The following is a 16,144-nucleotide window of genomic DNA, read 5'->3' on the forward strand; positions in this document are numbered from 1 at the left end:
AATACCGAGATTTCGAATAAAAAATCGCTCCCGACGGAGCCCTTTCACTTACGACGACCGGATCGTCATGGCATGAGGATTGCCTAACCCATGGAAATCAAGTCCACACCCGCCAATCCCCTTCGCAGCCGTAAGGGTTGTCTTGTCATCGGCAGCCATGAACGGCAACAGGGCACCGAGACCTTGAGCGCCCTCGACGGTGCGGGCAACGGGGAGTTGGAAAGGATATTGCGAAGATCCGGTTTTCGCCCCGAAATCGGCAAAACCTTGCATATCCACTCATCGATCGGCGGTGCCTCCGACAGCGTGCTCGTTGTCGGATGCGGTGGCGATGGGGACGGCATCGGCCCCGCCGATTTCCGCAGGATATGCGCCGCCGCCGCTCGGGCATTGAAAGGCGCCGGGGTTCAAAGCGCGGCTTGGTGCTTGAGCGAAATCGAGGTCGATGGGCTCGATGCCGCCGCTCGCACTTGCGTGGCGATCGAGGAGCTCGATATCGCCGATTATCGATACGAGCACACCCTCGCCAAGACCCGTCGCCGATACTCGACCATCAAGCGCATCGACATCCATGTCCCTTCCGGGGCGAAGCGGGGGCGAATCGACGAAGGGATCGCCACCGGTCAAGCCATCGCCGCCGGCCGAACCTTGGCCCGCGATCTCGGCAACCTCCCCGGCAATATCTGCACTCCGGAATACTTGGCCACCACCGCCCGCGATCTCGCGAAAAGGCATCCCAAGGTGCATGCTCGAATTCTGGACGAAGCCCGCATCGAGCGGCTCAAGATGAACGCCTTTCTCGCCGTCGCCCGCGGCAGCCGCGAAGCGCCGCGCTTCGTGGTCCTCGAGTACCGGGGGGCGAGCGCATCGAAAGCACCCATCGCGCTGATCGGCAAGGGTATCACCTTCGATTCCGGTGGCATCTCGATCAAGCCTGCGGGGGCCATGGACGAGATGAAATTCGATATGTGCGGAGCGGCGAGCGTCATCGGGACGATCGAGGCTTGCGCCCGCCTCTCCTTGCCGCTCAATATCGTGGCCATCGTCCCCGCCTGCGAGAACCTCCCCGGGGGAAAAGCGATCAAACCCGGGGATATCGTGACCTCGATGAGCGGGCGCACCGTCGAGATCCTCAATACCGACGCCGAGGGTCGGCTGATCCTTTGCGACGCCATCACTTGGGCGAAGAGCCTCGAACCCGAGGTCATCATCGATGTCGCCACCTTGACCGGAGCCTGCGTCGTCGCCTTGGGAGCCCATGCCAGCGGTCTTTTTTCGAACCATCAGCCCTTGGCCGACGCCCTCCTCCGAGCCGGACAGGATAGCGGCGACCGGGCATGGCAGATGCCCTTGTGGCCCGAGTACGAAAAACAGCTGAAAAGTCGATTCGCCGATGTCGCCAATATCGGGGGCAGCAAGGCCGGAGCGGTCACCGCCGCCTCCTTCCTTTCCATTTTCGCGCGACAAGAGCGCTGGGCCCATCTGGATATTGCGGGCACCGCTTGGAAGAGCGGCAAGGAAAAAGGAGCCACGGGGAGACCGGTGGGCCTGCTTTGTCGATATTTGATCGATCGCGCATGCCAAGTCCGAAACCAAGCCCCCAAGGCGAGGAGTGAAGCGGCCAAGGGCGAAAAAAGCGGCAAGCGGGTCGTCACCACCGCGGCCAAGCGCAAATCCGCGTCATCGAAGCACAAAGCGGCCAAGGATGCCTGATCGTCGGATATTCGCACGATCTTCGAAGCAAGACCCGTGTCTTCCAAGGTGGATTTCCATATCCGCAGCGAAAGCGGCAGCGAGGCGCGGGAGCTTCTCGTGTGTCGTTTGAGCGAAAAGGCTTGGCGCAAAGGGCATCGAATCTTGATCCTCGCCCCGGATCCGGGCACCGCATCGCGCATCGACGATCGTCTGTGGACCTTTCGAGAAGACGGCTTCGTTCCCCACCAAATGCTCGAAGGCGAGGGTTCGACGAGCGAAATCTCGCCCCTTACGCCCATCATCATCGGGATCCCGGGGCAGTGGAGGGATAGGATCGACGTGCTCATCACCCTCGTTCCCGAGGTGCCGAAAGAGGCCGGCGATGCGGCCCGCATCGTCGAAATCATCCCCGCCGACGAAAGCGAGCGCCGGGCCGGGCGCCGACGCTACCGCGAATACCGCCGACTCGGTTTCACTTTGGAGACCCATCGATGACCTCCGTCAACCCCGATAAGAGCGAAGATCTCTCCATTGCCGATCCCATGGAAAAGGCTTGGGATCCGCAGCAAGGCGAGCGGTATTGGTATGAATTTTGGGAGAGCCAAGGGTATTTCTCTCCCTCGGGGAGCGGTGAGCCGTGGTGCATCATGATCCCCCCGCCCAATGTCACCGGCACCTTGCACATGGGGCATGCCTTTCAGGACACCCTGATGGATGCCTTCACCCGTTGGCAGCGCATGCAAGGTCGCCGTAGCCTTTGGCAACCGGGTACGGATCATGCGGGGATCGCCACGCAGATGGTGGTCGAGCGCCAACTCGATGCCCAAGGGCTGAGCCGTCACGATCTCGGACGCGAGGCCTTCATCGAACGGATTTGGCGTTGGAAGGAGCATTCCGGCAGCACCATCACCCGCCAGCTGCGACGCATGGGGGCCTCGGTCGATTGGGAGCACGAGCGTTTCACCATGGACGAGGGGCTGTCGGCGGCGGTGCGCGAGACCTTCGTCCGACTCTACGATGAGGGCCTCGTCTATCGCGGAAAGCGGTTGGTGAACTGGGATCCGGTTTTGCGCACCGCGGTTTCCGATCTGGAAGTGATCGCGCAAGAAGAGGAAGGATTCCTGTGGCGAATACGCTATCCCTTGGAGGAGGGCGAGGGATTCATGGAGGTCGCCACCACCCGCCCGGAAACGGTGCCGGGGGATGTGGCGGTCGCGGTGCATCCCGAGGATGGCCGCTATCGTCATCTGGTGGGGAAAAACCTGATCGTGCCGATCGGGGGGCGTATCGTTCCGATCGTCGCCGATGAAATGGTCGATCCCGCCTTCGGTACCGGATGCGTCAAGATCACCCCGGCCCACGACTTCAACGATTGGCAAGTGGGAGCGCGCCACGCCCTCGAGGGCATCAACATCTTCACCCCCGACGCTCGTCTCAACGATGAAGTTCCCGAAGCATATCGAGGGCTCGATCGTTTCGAGGCCCGCAGCAAGATCATCGAGGATCTACAAGCAAGAGGACTCGTTGCGCACAGCGAAAAGCATCGCATGATGGTCCCGAGGGGGGATCGTTCGCAGGCGGTGATCGAGCCCTATCTCACCGATCAATGGTTCGTCAAAACCGCTCCCTTGGCCGAACCTGCGATCCGGGCGGTCGAGGAGGGTCGTATCCGTTTCGTACCCGACCACTGGGATAAAACCTATTTCGAGTGGATGCGCAATATCGACGATTGGTGCATCAGCCGTCAGATCTGGTGGGGGCACCGCATCCCGGCCTGGTACGACCCCGAAGGCAATATCTATGTAGGCCGCAGCGAGGAAGAACTGCGCCGACGGCTCTCCCTCCCCGACTCCCTGCCCTTGGTCCAAGACGAGGACGTGCTCGATACTTGGTATTCATCGGCGCTTTGGCCCTTCTCGACCCTGGGATGGCCCGATTCCACCGAACGCCTTGCGACCTTCTACCCGACCACGGTGCTGATCACCGGATTCGACATCATCTTCTTTTGGGTGGCCCGCATGATCATGTTCGGGCTCAAGTTCATGGACGACGTTCCCTTCCACGAGGTCTATATCCACGGCTTGGTGCGCGATGGCGATGGCAACAAGATGTCGAAATCGAAGGGCAATATTCTCGATCCCATCGATCTGATCGACGGCATCGAACTCGACGATCTGATCGCCAAACGCACCACCGGTTTGATGCAGCCGCAACTGGCCCCGCAGATCACCCGCACCACTCGCCGACAATTCCCCGACGGCATCCCCGCTTACGGGACGGACGCTCTGCGCTTCACATTCTGCTCTTTGGCCACCCAAGGACGGGATATCCGCTTCGATCTCGGGCGTATCCAAGGCTATCGCAACTTCTGCAACAAGATGTGGAATGCCGCGCGCTTCGTGCAGATGCAAAGCGACCAAGCGGCGAGCGAATCGAGCCCGGATGAAGGGGGGGTCGAGGAGAGATGGATCTTCGGCATCTTGCGCCGCACCGAGGGGCGGATGCGCACCGCCTTCGAGCGCTATCGTCTCGATCTGGCGGCGCAGGCGATCTACGATTGCATCTGGAACGAATTCTGCGATTGGTATCTCGAATTCGCCAAAGCCCGCCTCGCCGACCCCGATACCCCGGCTCAAAGACGCCGCGCGATCCTCGACACCCTGGCGCGAAGCCTCGAGATCCAACTGCGCCTCGCCCACCCCCTGATACCCTTCATCACCGAGGCGATCTGGCAGCGCATCGCTCCCCTCGCCCGAAAGAGCGGCCGAACCCTGATGCTGCAGCCGTGGCCCTCGCCGAGCGATGAGCCGGCGATCGAGAAAGAAGATGGCGAGGCCATCGCCCATGTCGACTGGATAAAGGATCTGATCCTCGCCATCCGCAATATCCGAGGGGAGCTCGATATTGCCCCGGGGCAAAAAATCCCGGTGATCCTGCGCAATGCCAAAGCCCTCGAGCGCGAACGGATCGCCGGCGGTGAATCCTGTGTGCGAACCCTCGCCCGCATCGAATCCATCCGCTTCGATGACGAAGGGACCCCGACTCCTGCAGGGGCGAATACCGCCACCGCCTTGCTCGGCGGCATGGAAATCCTCGTTCCCTTGGAAGGGTTGGTGAACAAGGAGATCGAGATCGAGCGATTGGATCGGCAAATCGAAAAACTCTCCCGCTCATTGGAGCGCTCCACGGCGAAGCTCGCCAATGCCTCGTTTTTGGATCGCGCACCGGCGGAAGTGGTAGCCAAGGAACGATCGCGGGTATCCGAAATCGAAGCCTCGCTCGATAGCCTCAAAACCAAGCGCGATGCGCTTGCAAAGTGAGCATTCGAGAAGGAGTGGGATCCCCGATGGGACCGCAAACGACTCGGCTTCGAAAAAAACACCGGGTCGAGCGAGTCCTCGGTCCCTCGAATCGGGATGGATTGACCATTGCGAATTTCATAAAATCGGATATCGTCGTTTCTAGGCGGATATTGCAATTTCGCCGCTTCGATACCATTGTCAATCTCGAAAGACTCTTGAAGACCGTGGATGATTTTTTCATCGAGGCTCGATATTTCCATCGTCGGGACTTGACCCCATGCGCCTGTTTTATGTAAATTTTCACATACCCCGGCAATTTGGCCCCCGACAATTTGGCGGAGCACCGATATGCGACTCACCGCAAAAAGTCGCTACGCCGTGACGGCGATGCTCGACTTGGCCTTGCATCATGACCAGGGCTCGGTTTCGCTCGGAGATATCGCGCGCAGGCAAGGGATTTCGCTCTCGTTCTTGGAGCGCCTTTTCGCGCAGCTGCGAAGCCGGGGGTTGGTCAACAGCATCCGCGGCCCGAAGGGCGGTTATCGATTGGGTTTCGCACCGGAATCGATCGCGGTCGCCGATGTCATCGATGCCGTCGAGGAGAGCGTCGACATCACCCATTGCCGAGGCAAGGAAAATTGTCGCAACCATGAGCGCTGCTTGACCCATGATCTATGGAGGGATCTCGGACACCGAATCGAGGAATTTCTTTCCGCCATCAATCTGGCGGAGCTGGTCGAGCGATGCCGGGCGCAAGAAACGATCGATACGGGATCCATCGATCGAAAGAGCGGCGCCAACGATGCGCAAGGGATATCCGTGGTGATCGAAAGCCCCACACTTGCGAACGAGTCCTCCGAACGAACCGAGACCATGCCATGTCAATCACTTTGAGCGAAAATGCCGCCCGCCGCGTCCACCGCTTTCTCGCCGATCGCAGCGATGCCGGGCTTCGACTCGCCGTCAAGCGCACCGGCTGCTCCGGTTTCGCTTATGTGGTGGATCTCGACGATCGAATCGGCGAGGGGGACCGAGTCTTCGAATCGATGGGGATCAAGGTCATCGTCGATCCCCAAAGCCTGCCGATGATCGACGGCACTCATATCGATTTCGCCCAAGACGGTTTGAACGAGGGTTTCACCTACGATAATCCGAATGTGAAAAATCGCTGCGGCTGCGGCGAGAGTTTCGGGGTTTGACGGTTCGAGATTCGAAAGACGATTCGGATCGAAAAGACCTCACAGATCGCTTCGAATATCGACCATCGCTCGGCGTTCATCGCTTGGAAGCCCTTGGATTTCCACCATCTTTCGGTTCTTGACGAACCGAAAACATGTCGACGTTGCCGCACTCGTCGGCGCAATCGTCGGCCGGTCCTGCTTTTTTATCGACTTGGAGTTTTTTCGCATGGCGCTGGAACGAACCCTCTCCATCATCAAACCCGATGCCGTCGGCAAGAATGTCATCGGGGAGATCTACCGCCGCTTCGAATCCGCCGGGCTTCGCATCGTCGCCGCCCGTATGGTGCATCTTTCACGCGAGAGCGCCGAGGCCTTCTACGCCGTGCACCGGGAGCGTCCTTTTTTCGACGAACTCGTGGGCTTCATGACCTCCGGCCCATGCATGGTGCAAATCCTCGAAGGGGAGGATGCCATCGCCAAGAATCGCGAAGTGATGGGGGCGACCAATCCGAGCGATGCCGCTGCGGGCACCATTCGGGCGGATTTCGCGAGCGAAGTGACGGAAAATGCGGTGCACGGATCCGACGGGAGCGAGACCGCTCGCGGTGAAATCGAATTCTTTTTCGGATCGGCAGGCGATATCTGTCCCCGTACCCGCTGATCCCGACCTTTTAGTCCCGATCTTGTCCTTCGAAGCCTCGACCTCGTGCAACCCGCCCTTACCAGCCTTGCGGACAACCCAAGCGGCGTGAACGACGTCGGCGAGGAACAGACCGATCTTTTGGGATTGACCCGCACCGCAATGCGCGAGTTTCTCGCTTCGGTGGGCGAAAAACCCTATCGCGGCGACCAGATATTGAAGTGGATCTACCACCGCAATATCGATGACTTCTCCAAGATGACGGATTTGGGGAAGGCCTTGCGTGCGAAGATGGCGGCGAGCGCGGCAATCACCCCGCCGAGGGTAGCCTCCGATCGCCTTTCGGCCGACGGTACCCGCAAATGGCTCTTCGAGCTCGACTGCGGCAACTGCGTGGAGACGGTTCATATCCCGGACGGCGATCGCGGCACCTTGTGCATCTCATCCCAAGTCGGCTGCGCCCTCAACTGCAGTTTTTGCGCAACCGCAAGACAAGGCTTCAATCGCAACTTGCGAACTCAGGAGATCGTTGCCCAGATCTGGCTGGCGCAGCAACTGCTCGAGAGCCCTGACAATGGCGGCCGCAGCATCACGAATGTGGTCTTGATGGGGATGGGAGAGCCGCTGTTGAATCTTGCCAATGTGATCCCGGCATTGGAATTGATGCTCGACGATCTGGCCTTCGGGCTGGCGCGAAAAAAAATCACCTTGAGCACCGCCGGCGTGGTGCCGGGGATTCGCAGCCTCGCTCGAAGCTGCCCGGTCAGCCTTGCGGTCTCCTTGCACGCCCCCGACAATCCTTTGCGCGACGAGCTCGTTCCCATCAATCGCAAATACCCCATCGAGGTCTTGTTGGAGTCCTGCCGGGAGTTCGCCGATGCCCTGCCCCGCCAGAAGATCACCTTCGAATATGTGATGATCGACGGTGTCAACGACAGCCTCGATCATGCCCGACGCCTCATCGACCGCTTGAGCGATATCCCCGCGAAAGTCAACCTGATCCCCTTCAACCCCTTCGTCGGCATCCCCTACCATCGTTCCCCGCCGACGGTGATCGAACGATTCCGGGATCGTCTGATGTCCGCAGGATTGATGACCGTCACCCGCAAGACCCGAGGCGACGATATCGATGCCGCTTGCGGTCAGCTTGCGGGAAGGGTGATGGCGAGAGGGCGCCGCAGCGCAGCGAAAAAAGCCATGCCATCGCCGACGATCGCACCTTGTCGGCCTCCTCTGGCTTGCCCCCCGCCGGCCCCCGAGGCTTGCGGCGGATCGCCTATCGATCGCCCCTTGGGTTGATCGCCCCTCCTTCGACCCATCCCATCGATCATGGAAAGCACGGCCACTCAGGCAAGCATCGAGGATGACTCGGAGATCGGGTCCCGTCTTCGCCGGGCACGGGAGGAATCCGGGCGCAGCATCCAGGAAATCGCCGCCGAATTGCCCTTGCGACCGAAGATCCTCGAAGCGCTGGAAAACGACGATTTCGATAATCTTCCGGCTCCGATCTTCGTGCGGGGTTATCTGCGTACCTACGCCCGTCAACTCGATATCTCGCCCGATCCCTTGCTCGAGGCCTACGAACGCCATAGCTTTCCCCCGCCCAAGCTGGAAACCAGCACCCCGCTCTCGCAATCCATCCAGCCCTCGGAAACGCTTTTTCGCACCCTGACGCATGTGGGAGTGGCGGGATTGATCGTGCTCGTCATGCTGTGGTGGCAATCCCGAACCCCCGACGGATTCGACTTCCAGCTCACCGACAGCGGTGACTCCACGAGAAGCGTCGACAGCGAATCGGGAAGCCGAGGCGACATTCCGAACGATTTTTCTTTCTCCTCTTCTGCGACCGAATCCGTATCGAATACCACCGAACGAGCGATCGATGACGAAGGCAATTTTCCGATCGGCGATTCGACCGATGATACCGGGGGCTTCGCTTCGCAAGAATCTCTCGATGACACGACTGCGCTCGCGGCGGCCGCTCCGGCCTCGACCTTCGAGATCGCCATCGAGGACGACCAAGGAACCGAGTCATCGCCGACGAGCGAGGATGGGGATGGGTCTTCGGCCACCGGGGATCAAGGCGAGCCCCGGGCGAGCGATGACACCGACGAGGACTCGATTGCCGATGGCATCGCCGATGAAAGCCCCGGCGAGTCGTCGAGCGCATCGTCGCCATCCCCCCAAGCAACGATATCCCCGGGCGGCCCCTCCCGACTGACCATCCGTCTTCGCCATGAATCGTGGATCGAGGTCTACGACCGGAACGGTGAACGCCTGATGTTCGAACTCGCCGATGCCGATCGCGAGATTTCACTCGTCGGGGATTCGCCCTTCGACGTCCTGCTCGGCAATGCCAAGGATGTGGAGGTGCAATTCAACGATGTGCCTTTCGATTATGGCCCCCACACCCTCAATGGCATCGCAAGATTTCGCTTGGAGAGGTGATCGATTTCGACCGATCCCGGGCATTCGGTGCGATAATTCGGCCAAGGTGCACTTATAGGCTCGATGCAAGTTCCAATCTCGATGCCAAGGAGAAAAGATTCGCGCATCGAGAATTCGCCTGCCGGGAATTCGATGATTCATATCCAAACGCGCAAACAAACGACCTTGAACATCCAATCGACCGGTACTAATGTGAAATAGGAAAAAATGCAATTCTTTCGCTAAAAAAGAATCCCTCGCCGAAGAGGCGAGAAGAAGGATAAAAGCGCGATACAAGCGCATTCGCTTCGGCTTGGATTTCCATACCACGCTTTTCGAAGCCATCCCCTTTCGAGTCCGAAGGCCCGAATATGAATTCCATCAAGGCGATCCGCGGGATGAACGATATCCTGCCGAGTGCCGTGGGCGCTTGGCAATCGATCGAGCGACAAATGCGCACGCTGCTCGCCTCCTTCGGCTACGAGGAAATCCGCCCCCCGATCGTCGAACGCACCGAACTCTTCAGACGTTCGATCGGGGAGATCACCGATATCGTCGAAAAGGAGATGTACACCTTCGACGATCGCAACGGCGATAGCCTGAGCCTGCGCCCCGAATGCACCGCGAGCATCGCCCGAGCGGCGATCCAAAGCGGCCTGTTGCGCACCCCCGGCCAAAGGGTGTGGGCGATGGGGCCGATGTTTCGGCACGAGCGACCGCAAAAAGGACGCTACCGACAGTTCCATCAGCTCGATGTGGAAATCCTCGGCATCGCCGATGCGAGCGCCGAAGCCGAATTGATCGTCATGAGCCGGCGACTGTGGAGGATGCTCGGGATCGATGATCCGGTGCTGGAAGTGAATTCCTTGGGCGATCGGACCATCCAAAAGCGTTATCGCAAGGAACTGGTGGAGTATTTTTCATCCCGCAGCGCCGAGCTCGACGATGATTGCCGGCGGCGACTGCAGACGAATCCGCTGCGGATCCTCGATTCGAAGAATCCTGCGATGCAACCTTTGATCGAGGCCGCTCCGCGCATCGTCGATCGCCTCGATCCGGCCGCTCTTGGCCACTTCGAACGACTCGAAGCGATGCTCGGCGAGGCGGGAGTGGAATATCGAATCAACCCTCGCTTGGTGCGCGGCCTCGATTACTACACCGGAACGGTTTTCGAGTGGACCACCGACGCCTTGGGGGCTCAAAGTGCGGTCTGCGGCGGGGGACGATACGACGATCTGATCGCCGATATTGGGGGATCGGCGAGTCCGGCGATCGGCTTCGCCATCGGCTTGGAGAGATTGGTGGCCCTGCTGGAACTCTCGGGAGTCGAGCCTTCGATCCCTGTCCCTCATGCCTACCTTGCGGGCATCGGAGAAGCGGGAGAGCGATCCGCTCACGCCGTCGCCGAGCGGCTGCGCGATGCGATTTCGGATTTGCGGCTGATCGTCGACGCCGAGAGTGCGAGCCTCAAGGCCAAACTCAAGCGGGCGAATCGAAGCGGGGCTCGCTTCGCCTTTTTACTCGGGGAAGAGGAAATTCGCGATGGAGCGTTGACGGTTCGAGATCTTCGAAAGGATACCCCGCAGTCATCGATATCATTGGAAGGGATATCGGCATTGATCGCCGCCGCCGATGCGGCGCCAACGCCTGCGCTCCCGGATCATTGATCGTCGATCCGGGAATGAATCGATCCCTTCGGCAACGCTCCTTGGACGGGGCGAAAAAACGAGTGAGGCATTTCAATGGCAGGTGAAGAAGAACAGATCGAATCACTGAAAAAGTGGTGGTCCGAATACGGCAAGGCCATCGTCACCGGTGTCTTGGTGGGGGCGGTCTCGGTGGGCGGCTGGAGTGTGTGGCAGAACCACCGAAACGATCGGATCGAGCGCGCATCCGTCGAGTACCATGAAATGATCGAAGACAGTGCCGAGGGCGAAAGCGACAAGGTACTCGCTCGCGCCGAGACCTTCTTCGATGATTATCCGAACTCCCCCTATACCTCCTTGGCCTCGCTGCTGGCCGCCAGGGCTGCGGTGCATAGCGACGATACCGAGCAGGCGAAAACGCATCTACAACGAGCGATCGAACACTCGGACGACACAAAACTACCGGAGGTGAATACCATCGCTCGGATTCAGATGGCCCGCCTGCAAATCGATGCCGACGACTTCCCCGGGGCGTTGTCGACGCTCGATCGGATCGATTCCGATCCCGATTCCGAACCCTTTCGAAACCTCGTCATCGAGCTCAAAGGCGATGCCCAACGATTGAGCGGGGATATCGAGGCGGCTCGTCGACTCTATCGATCCTTGCTCGATGAAAAAGAGGCCGAAGATGCCGACGACGATCCCCTCCAAAGGGAGATCGATCGGCGTTTGAACGCCAAAATCGATGATCTCGGACGGATCGCCGAGTCGCTTTCGAGCGACGATATGGTCGATTCCTCCTCTGATTCGGACGATTCTCGCTCATCGGGGGACAAGACGCCGGCCGAAGGGGCGCCGGACGAGGATGCATCGGGCGATGACGATAGCGCTTCGTCCGTGGACGGATGATCACTTTATCCATATCGCAGGATTCGACCCATGCTCGCTGATCGCCGCCACCCTTTGCAGATCGATCCGCAGATCGATCGCACCGAAAGACGGATCTCGAAAAAGGCTTCGGATTCGGCTCGACAGCGCTGCGGCGGCGACGAGCGGCGACGCTCTTTCTTGCCCAAGGCCGGGCTCGCCGGGGTCGCCGGACTCGTCCTTGCCGGCTGCGGCAATCTATTCGAGCGAGACAATGCCCTGCCCCCTGCGGATCTCGTCGACTTCGAGCCCTCGATCGATGTTCGCGAGATCTGGAGCAAAAACGCCTCATCCGGAACCGGTGACGAGCATATCGATCTCCCGCCGATGCAAAGCGACGAGGGCCATATCATCGTCGCCGGTCATGACGGGGATCTAAGCGCCTATTCGAAGGCCGACGGCGGCCGGCGGTGGAGGATCGATACCGGGATCGAAATCTCCGGCGGCCCCGGGGTGGGCTTCGGGCAAGCGGTGGTCGGAAGCCGAGAGGGACAGGTGATCGCCTTTTCCGTCGCCGATGGAAGTCGGTTGTGGGAGGCCACCGTCTCGAGCGAGATCCTCTCCACCCCCGCTATCGGCGAGGTACCCCGGGCATCGATCGGCGATGCGAGCGAAACCCCGGCACCGGATGCGGGCGAAGCCTCGAGCGACGATGCGGGGGAAAGGACCGTGGTGGTCATCGTGCGCACCGTCGACGGACGCCTCTTCGCTTTGGACGGCGCCGGCGGGGATCGGCTTTGGGTGCATGACAGCACGGTCCCGGCGCTCTCATTGCGCGGAACCGGCGATCCGGTGGTGGCAGGCGATCGTGTGCTGGCGGGATTCGATAGCGGCCTTCTCGCCGCCATCGCACTGGCATCGGGCGATGTGCTATGGGAGGCTCGCTTGGGCACGCCATCGGGTCGCACGGAGCTGGATCGCTTGGTCGATATCGATGCCGGTCCTTCGATCTCGGGCGATACGGTCTATACCACGGTCTTTCAGGAGCATATCGCCGCCGTCGATCTCCTCGATGGCCAAGGCAGATGGCAAAGGGATATCTCCTCCCATACCGGAGCCACCCCCGGCGCTCGCCTCTATGTCGCAGATAACAACGATCATCTATGGGCGCTGAGTCCTGATTCCGGGGATGCGATCTGGCGGCAAGAGGGTTTGGAACACCGACGACTCACCCGACCGGTGGAGTTCGTTTCCCCCCAAGGGGAATACTTGGTGGTGGGAGATTTCGCAGGCTATCTTCATTGGATCGACGCCACCAACGGGGATTTCGTGGCCCGCACCCGCTCGTCCTGGAGGACGGCGAGGGTGAGCGCCATGCCGCTGATCACGGACGAGGCGGTTTTCGTGCTCGATGATCGGGGAACTCTGACCGCTTGGGCGCCCAAGGGTCCTGGCGGACCATAAAAAAACGAAAACCCCGCGGCCGATGGCCTCGCCGAAGCCGTCGGAGGATTTGAATCGTGCCCCTGACCTTGGCCCTGATCGGGCGACCGAATGTCGGCAAATCCACCTTGTTCAACGCCATGACCCGTAGCCGGGACGCTCTGGTGGCGGACTTTCCCGGCCTGACCAGAGATCGGCGTTATGGGAAGATCCGGGTCGACGAGCGCGATCTCATCATCATCGACACCGGGGGGCTGACCGACAAAGCCACCGCGGATCCATCCGCCGCGATAAGCCCGGCGATCCCGCAGATGATCTCCGCGCAAACTCGGCTGGCGATCGAAGAGGCCGATATCCTCTTGCTGATCCTCGATGCCCGCGAGGGGGCGGTGGGATTGGATCGGGAAATCACCGATCGGTTGCGGCAGTGCGGCAAACCGATCATCGCCGTGGTCAACAAGACCGACGGCTTGGACGAGTCGACCGCCACCGCCGAATTCCATCTCCTGGGACTCGGCGATCCGATCCCGATAGCCGCCGTCCATCGTCGAGGGCTTGCGCGGATATTCCATCGAATCGAATCCATCTTCCCTTGCGAGAAAGGCAAGGATGAGTCGGCGGCGCCTGCTAAGGATACGATTCGCGTGAGCCTGATCGGAAGACCCAATACCGGCAAGTCGACCCTCGCCAACCGTCTATGCGGACAGGCCCGAATGTTGGCCCATGATGCACCGGGCACCACCCGCGACAGCATCGAGATCGACTTCGAATATCAAGGACGGAATTATGTATTGATCGACACCGCAGGCATTCGCCGACGAGCGAGAATATCGGAAACGATCGAGAAATTCAGCGTGGTCAAATCGCTCGAAGCGATCGCCGACTCCGATGTCACGGTGCTGATGCTCGATGCCGACGAGGGATTGAGCGAGCAGGATCTCTCGCTATTGGGGCTGGCGATCAAAAGCGGCCGAGGGACGGTGATCGCCCTCAATAAATGGGACCGTCTTTCGCGCAGCGAGCGAAATGCCTTCAAATCCGAAGCCGAGCGAAGGCTCGGATTCGCCTCTTTTTGTCCTCGCTGCCCGATCTCCGCCAAGCACGGATCGGGATTGGGGGAGCTGATGCAGCGGATCGTTCGATGCCGCTCCTCCGCCTTTGCCCGCCTATGCGCGAGCAAGCTGACTCGCACCCTCGAACGGGCATTGGATCAGACCCCGCCGCCGCTGATCCGCGGACGGCGGATTCGTCTGCGCTATGCCCATCAAGGAGGAGTCAATCCGCCGGTGATCGTCATCCACGGCAACCGAAGCGATTGCCTGCCCGAGCATTATCGGCGCTATCTCATCGGCCGCTTCCGCGCCGCCTTCGATCTGATCGGCACCCCGATCCGTCTCGAACTGCGAAGCGGCGACAATCCCTTCGAAGGGCGGCGCAATCAGCTGACGCCCCGCCAAGTGAAAAAACGCAAACGCCTGATGCGTCACGTCGCCCGCAAATAAAATCCGAATGGCATTGACCTCAAGATCGCGCGAGATCCAAGGCTGAGATGCCAAGGACTTCGAACGATACCCCGAAGAAGTCGCCGAGGAGAAATCATCGAAGGGTTTCACTCGAAATCCGATCCGATATCGAAGGCGCATGAAAAGCCGGCCCTTCGCCGATGCTCAAAGAGCGCTTTGCAGCAAAGAGAGCACCCTCATGGCATCGGGGCCGGCATCGGGCACCCCATCGTCTTTTTGCACCACAAGGCGCGTATGCAAAACGCCTTCGACGTTCTGCCCGATCAGGAGAAGGCGATAAGTCTCGGGCTCGGGTTCTTTCGATCCCGAACGCTCCCAGAACTTCAAACCCGATAGCCATGAAGCGGATGCCTCGGACGCTGTATCGTCGATATAGGACACCCGATAGACGCCTTGCGCTTCATCCCGGCCTTCGATGGTAAAGCCCGCTCGGGCCAAAGCCCTTCCGATGCGTTGCCATGCGCTTTGCGGATCCTCCTCCAACCGCAAGAAAAGAGGATGACGCTCGTCGCTCTCGATCCGAGCAAAGACCGCCGATACCGGCGTTCCTTCGATCAGCGAATCGGCTTGACTGTCTTTCAACCCCAAGAAGACCATCATCCGGGTCAGCATCTCCGCTTCGAGCCCCGGATCGGCAGCGATGGGCTTCCATACCATCTCCCCCACACCCTCTCGATGCCGCTGTCCGGTGGCTTCGCCGTCGGAAAAGATCCGCTCCGTTCCCAGATGCGAGATGTGAATCTCCGTCGCCCCCGGCTCATCCGCTCGATCGATGCGGGTGCGATACTGATCCCGCACCCCGACCCCGTAGAGGACTTTCGATATATTGCTGAGCAGGGATTGGACCAAGCCAACGGGCAAATCGCCGCTCCTTTCGAGCCAATCGGTCTCCATCACCCCCGATGCGGGTTCTTCTTTGACCAACGTGAAACCCTGTCGCAACCAAAACTCGCGCAGACGAGGCCAAAGGGCTTCGGGTTCGGCTTCCACCACCAACCACCGCCGATTCCCGTTTCGCATGATGGAAACGCTATCCACGCTCGGGAGAACCGCCGGATTCGACGGATCGTTCCCGGCTGCATATTGCGAATGCGTCGCACCTTGGTTCGGAAGAGCGAGGGGATCGTTGATCGCGGTCCGTTCGAGATCCGGCGGCACTTCCAACGGGGGAAGGCTGGTGCTGGATCGATAGGGAGGCTGCCGTTCGGGAATCAGATCATCGACCGTGATCGTTTGGGTGCATCCGGTCAAAGCGATCAGGATCGATGCGATCGAGAGGGTCGCGATCCGAAATGGAATTGATGCCTTGCCTTCGATCGAATCCTCTTTCTTCGCTCCGGTTCGCACTTCGATCTCCTCGCTATCGATCCGGTTCTCGTTGACTTGCCTGCTTTGCATCTCGTTCTCCGGGATACGACAT

14 protein-coding genes are annotated in these 16,144 nt (G+C 60.1%); 12 read left to right on the forward strand and 2 right to left on the reverse strand.

What is annotated here, in order from left to right:
* The first annotated feature begins 90 nt into the window (after positions 1-90).
* The 8 genes from BF99_RS0115125 to BF99_RS0115170 all read left to right on the forward strand — a co-directional run bounded on the left by BF99_RS0115125 (position 91) and on the right by BF99_RS0115170 (position 9,266).
* Positions 91-1,713: a leucyl aminopeptidase gene (locus BF99_RS0115125; RefSeq protein WP_025771619.1), complete on the forward strand. Its 1,623-nt coding sequence runs from the start codon at positions 91-93 to the stop codon at positions 1,711-1,713.
* 36 nt (positions 1,714-1,749) lie between these two features.
* On the forward strand, positions 1,750-2,190 hold the full coding sequence (locus tag BF99_RS0115130) for a DNA polymerase III subunit chi (RefSeq protein WP_025771621.1): 441 nt from the start codon (positions 1,750-1,752) through the stop codon (positions 2,188-2,190).
* 47 nt (positions 2,191-2,237) lie between these two features.
* On the forward strand, positions 2,238-5,015 hold the full coding sequence (locus BF99_RS0115135) for a valine--tRNA ligase (RefSeq protein WP_025771622.1): 2,778 nt from the start codon (positions 2,238-2,240) through the stop codon (positions 5,013-5,015).
* Between the two features lie 330 nt (positions 5,016-5,345).
* Positions 5,346-5,891 (forward strand): Rrf2 family transcriptional regulator, encoded by a 546-nt coding sequence (locus BF99_RS21140; RefSeq protein ID WP_025771625.1) that lies wholly within the window; start codon positions 5,346-5,348, stop codon positions 5,889-5,891.
* Positions 5,876-6,196, forward strand: coding sequence for a HesB/IscA family protein (locus BF99_RS0115150; protein ID WP_025771626.1), 321 nt, complete (start codon positions 5,876-5,878; stop codon positions 6,194-6,196). Before BF99_RS21140 ends, BF99_RS0115150 begins: the two co-directional genes overlap by 16 nt.
* 208 nt (positions 6,197-6,404) lie before the next feature.
* Positions 6,405-6,839: a nucleoside-diphosphate kinase gene (gene ndk, locus BF99_RS0115160; protein WP_025771627.1), complete on the forward strand. Its 435-nt coding sequence runs from the start codon at positions 6,405-6,407 to the stop codon at positions 6,837-6,839.
* 87 nt (positions 6,840-6,926) lie between these two features.
* A complete protein-coding gene (rlmN, locus tag BF99_RS0115165) occupies positions 6,927-8,117 on the forward strand; it encodes a 23S rRNA (adenine(2503)-C(2))-methyltransferase RlmN (RefSeq protein ID WP_306699909.1) in 1,191 nt (396 codons plus the stop codon).
* Between the two features lie 30 nt (positions 8,118-8,147).
* Positions 8,148-9,266, forward strand: a complete 1,119-nt coding sequence (locus BF99_RS0115170) for a RodZ domain-containing protein (protein WP_025771629.1) — start codon at positions 8,148-8,150, stop codon at positions 9,264-9,266.
* A 187-nt stretch (positions 9,267-9,453) separates the two neighbouring features.
* Here BF99_RS0115170 and BF99_RS23075 read toward each other — a convergent pair whose 3' ends face one another.
* Positions 9,454-9,627 carry a hypothetical protein gene (locus BF99_RS23075; protein ID WP_156013362.1) on the reverse strand — a complete coding sequence of 58 codons (174 nt, stop codon included), beginning with the start codon at positions 9,625-9,627 and terminating at the stop codon, positions 9,454-9,456.
* Here BF99_RS23075 and hisS point away from each other — a divergent pair.
* The 4 genes from hisS (at position 9,617) to der (ending at position 14,703) form a co-directional block, all read left to right on the forward strand.
* A complete protein-coding gene (gene hisS / locus BF99_RS0115185) occupies positions 9,617-10,912 on the forward strand; it encodes a histidine--tRNA ligase (protein WP_025771632.1) in 1,296 nt (431 codons plus the stop codon). The genes BF99_RS23075 and hisS overlap by 11 nt on opposite strands.
* Positions 10,913-10,987: 75 nt before the next feature.
* Positions 10,988-11,800, forward strand: a complete 813-nt coding sequence (locus tag BF99_RS0115190; RefSeq protein ID WP_025771633.1) for a YfgM family protein — start codon at positions 10,988-10,990, stop codon at positions 11,798-11,800.
* 30 nt (positions 11,801-11,830) lie between these two features.
* Positions 11,831-13,222, forward strand: coding sequence for a PQQ-binding-like beta-propeller repeat protein (locus BF99_RS0115195; protein ID WP_025771634.1), 1,392 nt, complete (start codon positions 11,831-11,833; stop codon positions 13,220-13,222).
* A gap of 56 nt (positions 13,223-13,278) precedes the next feature.
* On the forward strand, positions 13,279-14,703 hold the full coding sequence (gene der / locus BF99_RS0115200) for a ribosome biogenesis GTPase Der (protein ID WP_306699895.1): 1,425 nt from the start codon (positions 13,279-13,281) through the stop codon (positions 14,701-14,703).
* Positions 14,704-14,868: 165 nt separating this feature from the next.
* Here the strand turns inward: der and bamC are convergent, their stop codons facing one another.
* A complete protein-coding gene (bamC, locus tag BF99_RS22155) occupies positions 14,869-16,122 on the reverse strand; it encodes an outer membrane protein assembly factor BamC (protein ID WP_197019177.1) in 1,254 nt (417 codons plus the stop codon).
* Positions 16,123-16,144: the final 22 nt, after the last annotated feature.

The sequence above is a fragment of the Thioalkalivibrio sp. HK1 genome (assembly GCA_000583135.1).
In the GTDB taxonomy this organism is placed as follows: Bacteria; Pseudomonadota; Gammaproteobacteria; order HK1; family HK1; genus HK1.

Excerpts from the sequence above, each read along its gene's own strand:
- BF99_RS0115125 (WP_025771619.1), top strand. The coding sequence starts at position 91 with ATGGAAATCAAGTCCACACCCGCCAATCCCCTTCGCAGCCGTAAGGGT.
- BF99_RS0115135 (WP_025771622.1), top strand. The coding sequence starts at position 2,238 with ATGGAAAAGGCTTGGGATCCGCAGCAAGGCGAGCGGTATTGGTATGAA.
- BF99_RS21140 (WP_025771625.1), top strand. The coding sequence starts at position 5,346 with ATGCGACTCACCGCAAAAAGTCGCTACGCCGTGACGGCGATGCTCGAC.
- BF99_RS0115150 (WP_025771626.1), top strand. The coding sequence starts at position 5,876 with ATGTCAATCACTTTGAGCGAAAATGCCGCCCGCCGCGTCCACCGCTTT.
- ndk (WP_025771627.1), top strand. The coding sequence starts at position 6,405 with ATGGCGCTGGAACGAACCCTCTCCATCATCAAACCCGATGCCGTCGGC.
- BF99_RS0115170 (WP_025771629.1), top strand. The coding sequence starts at position 8,148 with ATGGAAAGCACGGCCACTCAGGCAAGCATCGAGGATGACTCGGAGATC.
- hisS (WP_025771632.1), top strand. The coding sequence starts at position 9,617 with ATGAATTCCATCAAGGCGATCCGCGGGATGAACGATATCCTGCCGAGT.
- BF99_RS23075 (WP_156013362.1), bottom strand. The coding sequence starts at position 9,627 with ATGGAATTCATATTCGGGCCTTCGGACTCGAAAGGGGATGGCTTCGAA.
- BF99_RS0115190 (WP_025771633.1), top strand. The coding sequence starts at position 10,988 with ATGGCAGGTGAAGAAGAACAGATCGAATCACTGAAAAAGTGGTGGTCC.
- BF99_RS0115195 (WP_025771634.1), top strand. The coding sequence starts at position 11,831 with ATGCTCGCTGATCGCCGCCACCCTTTGCAGATCGATCCGCAGATCGAT.
- bamC (WP_197019177.1), bottom strand. The coding sequence starts at position 16,122 with ATGCAAAGCAGGCAAGTCAACGAGAACCGGATCGATAGCGAGGAGATC.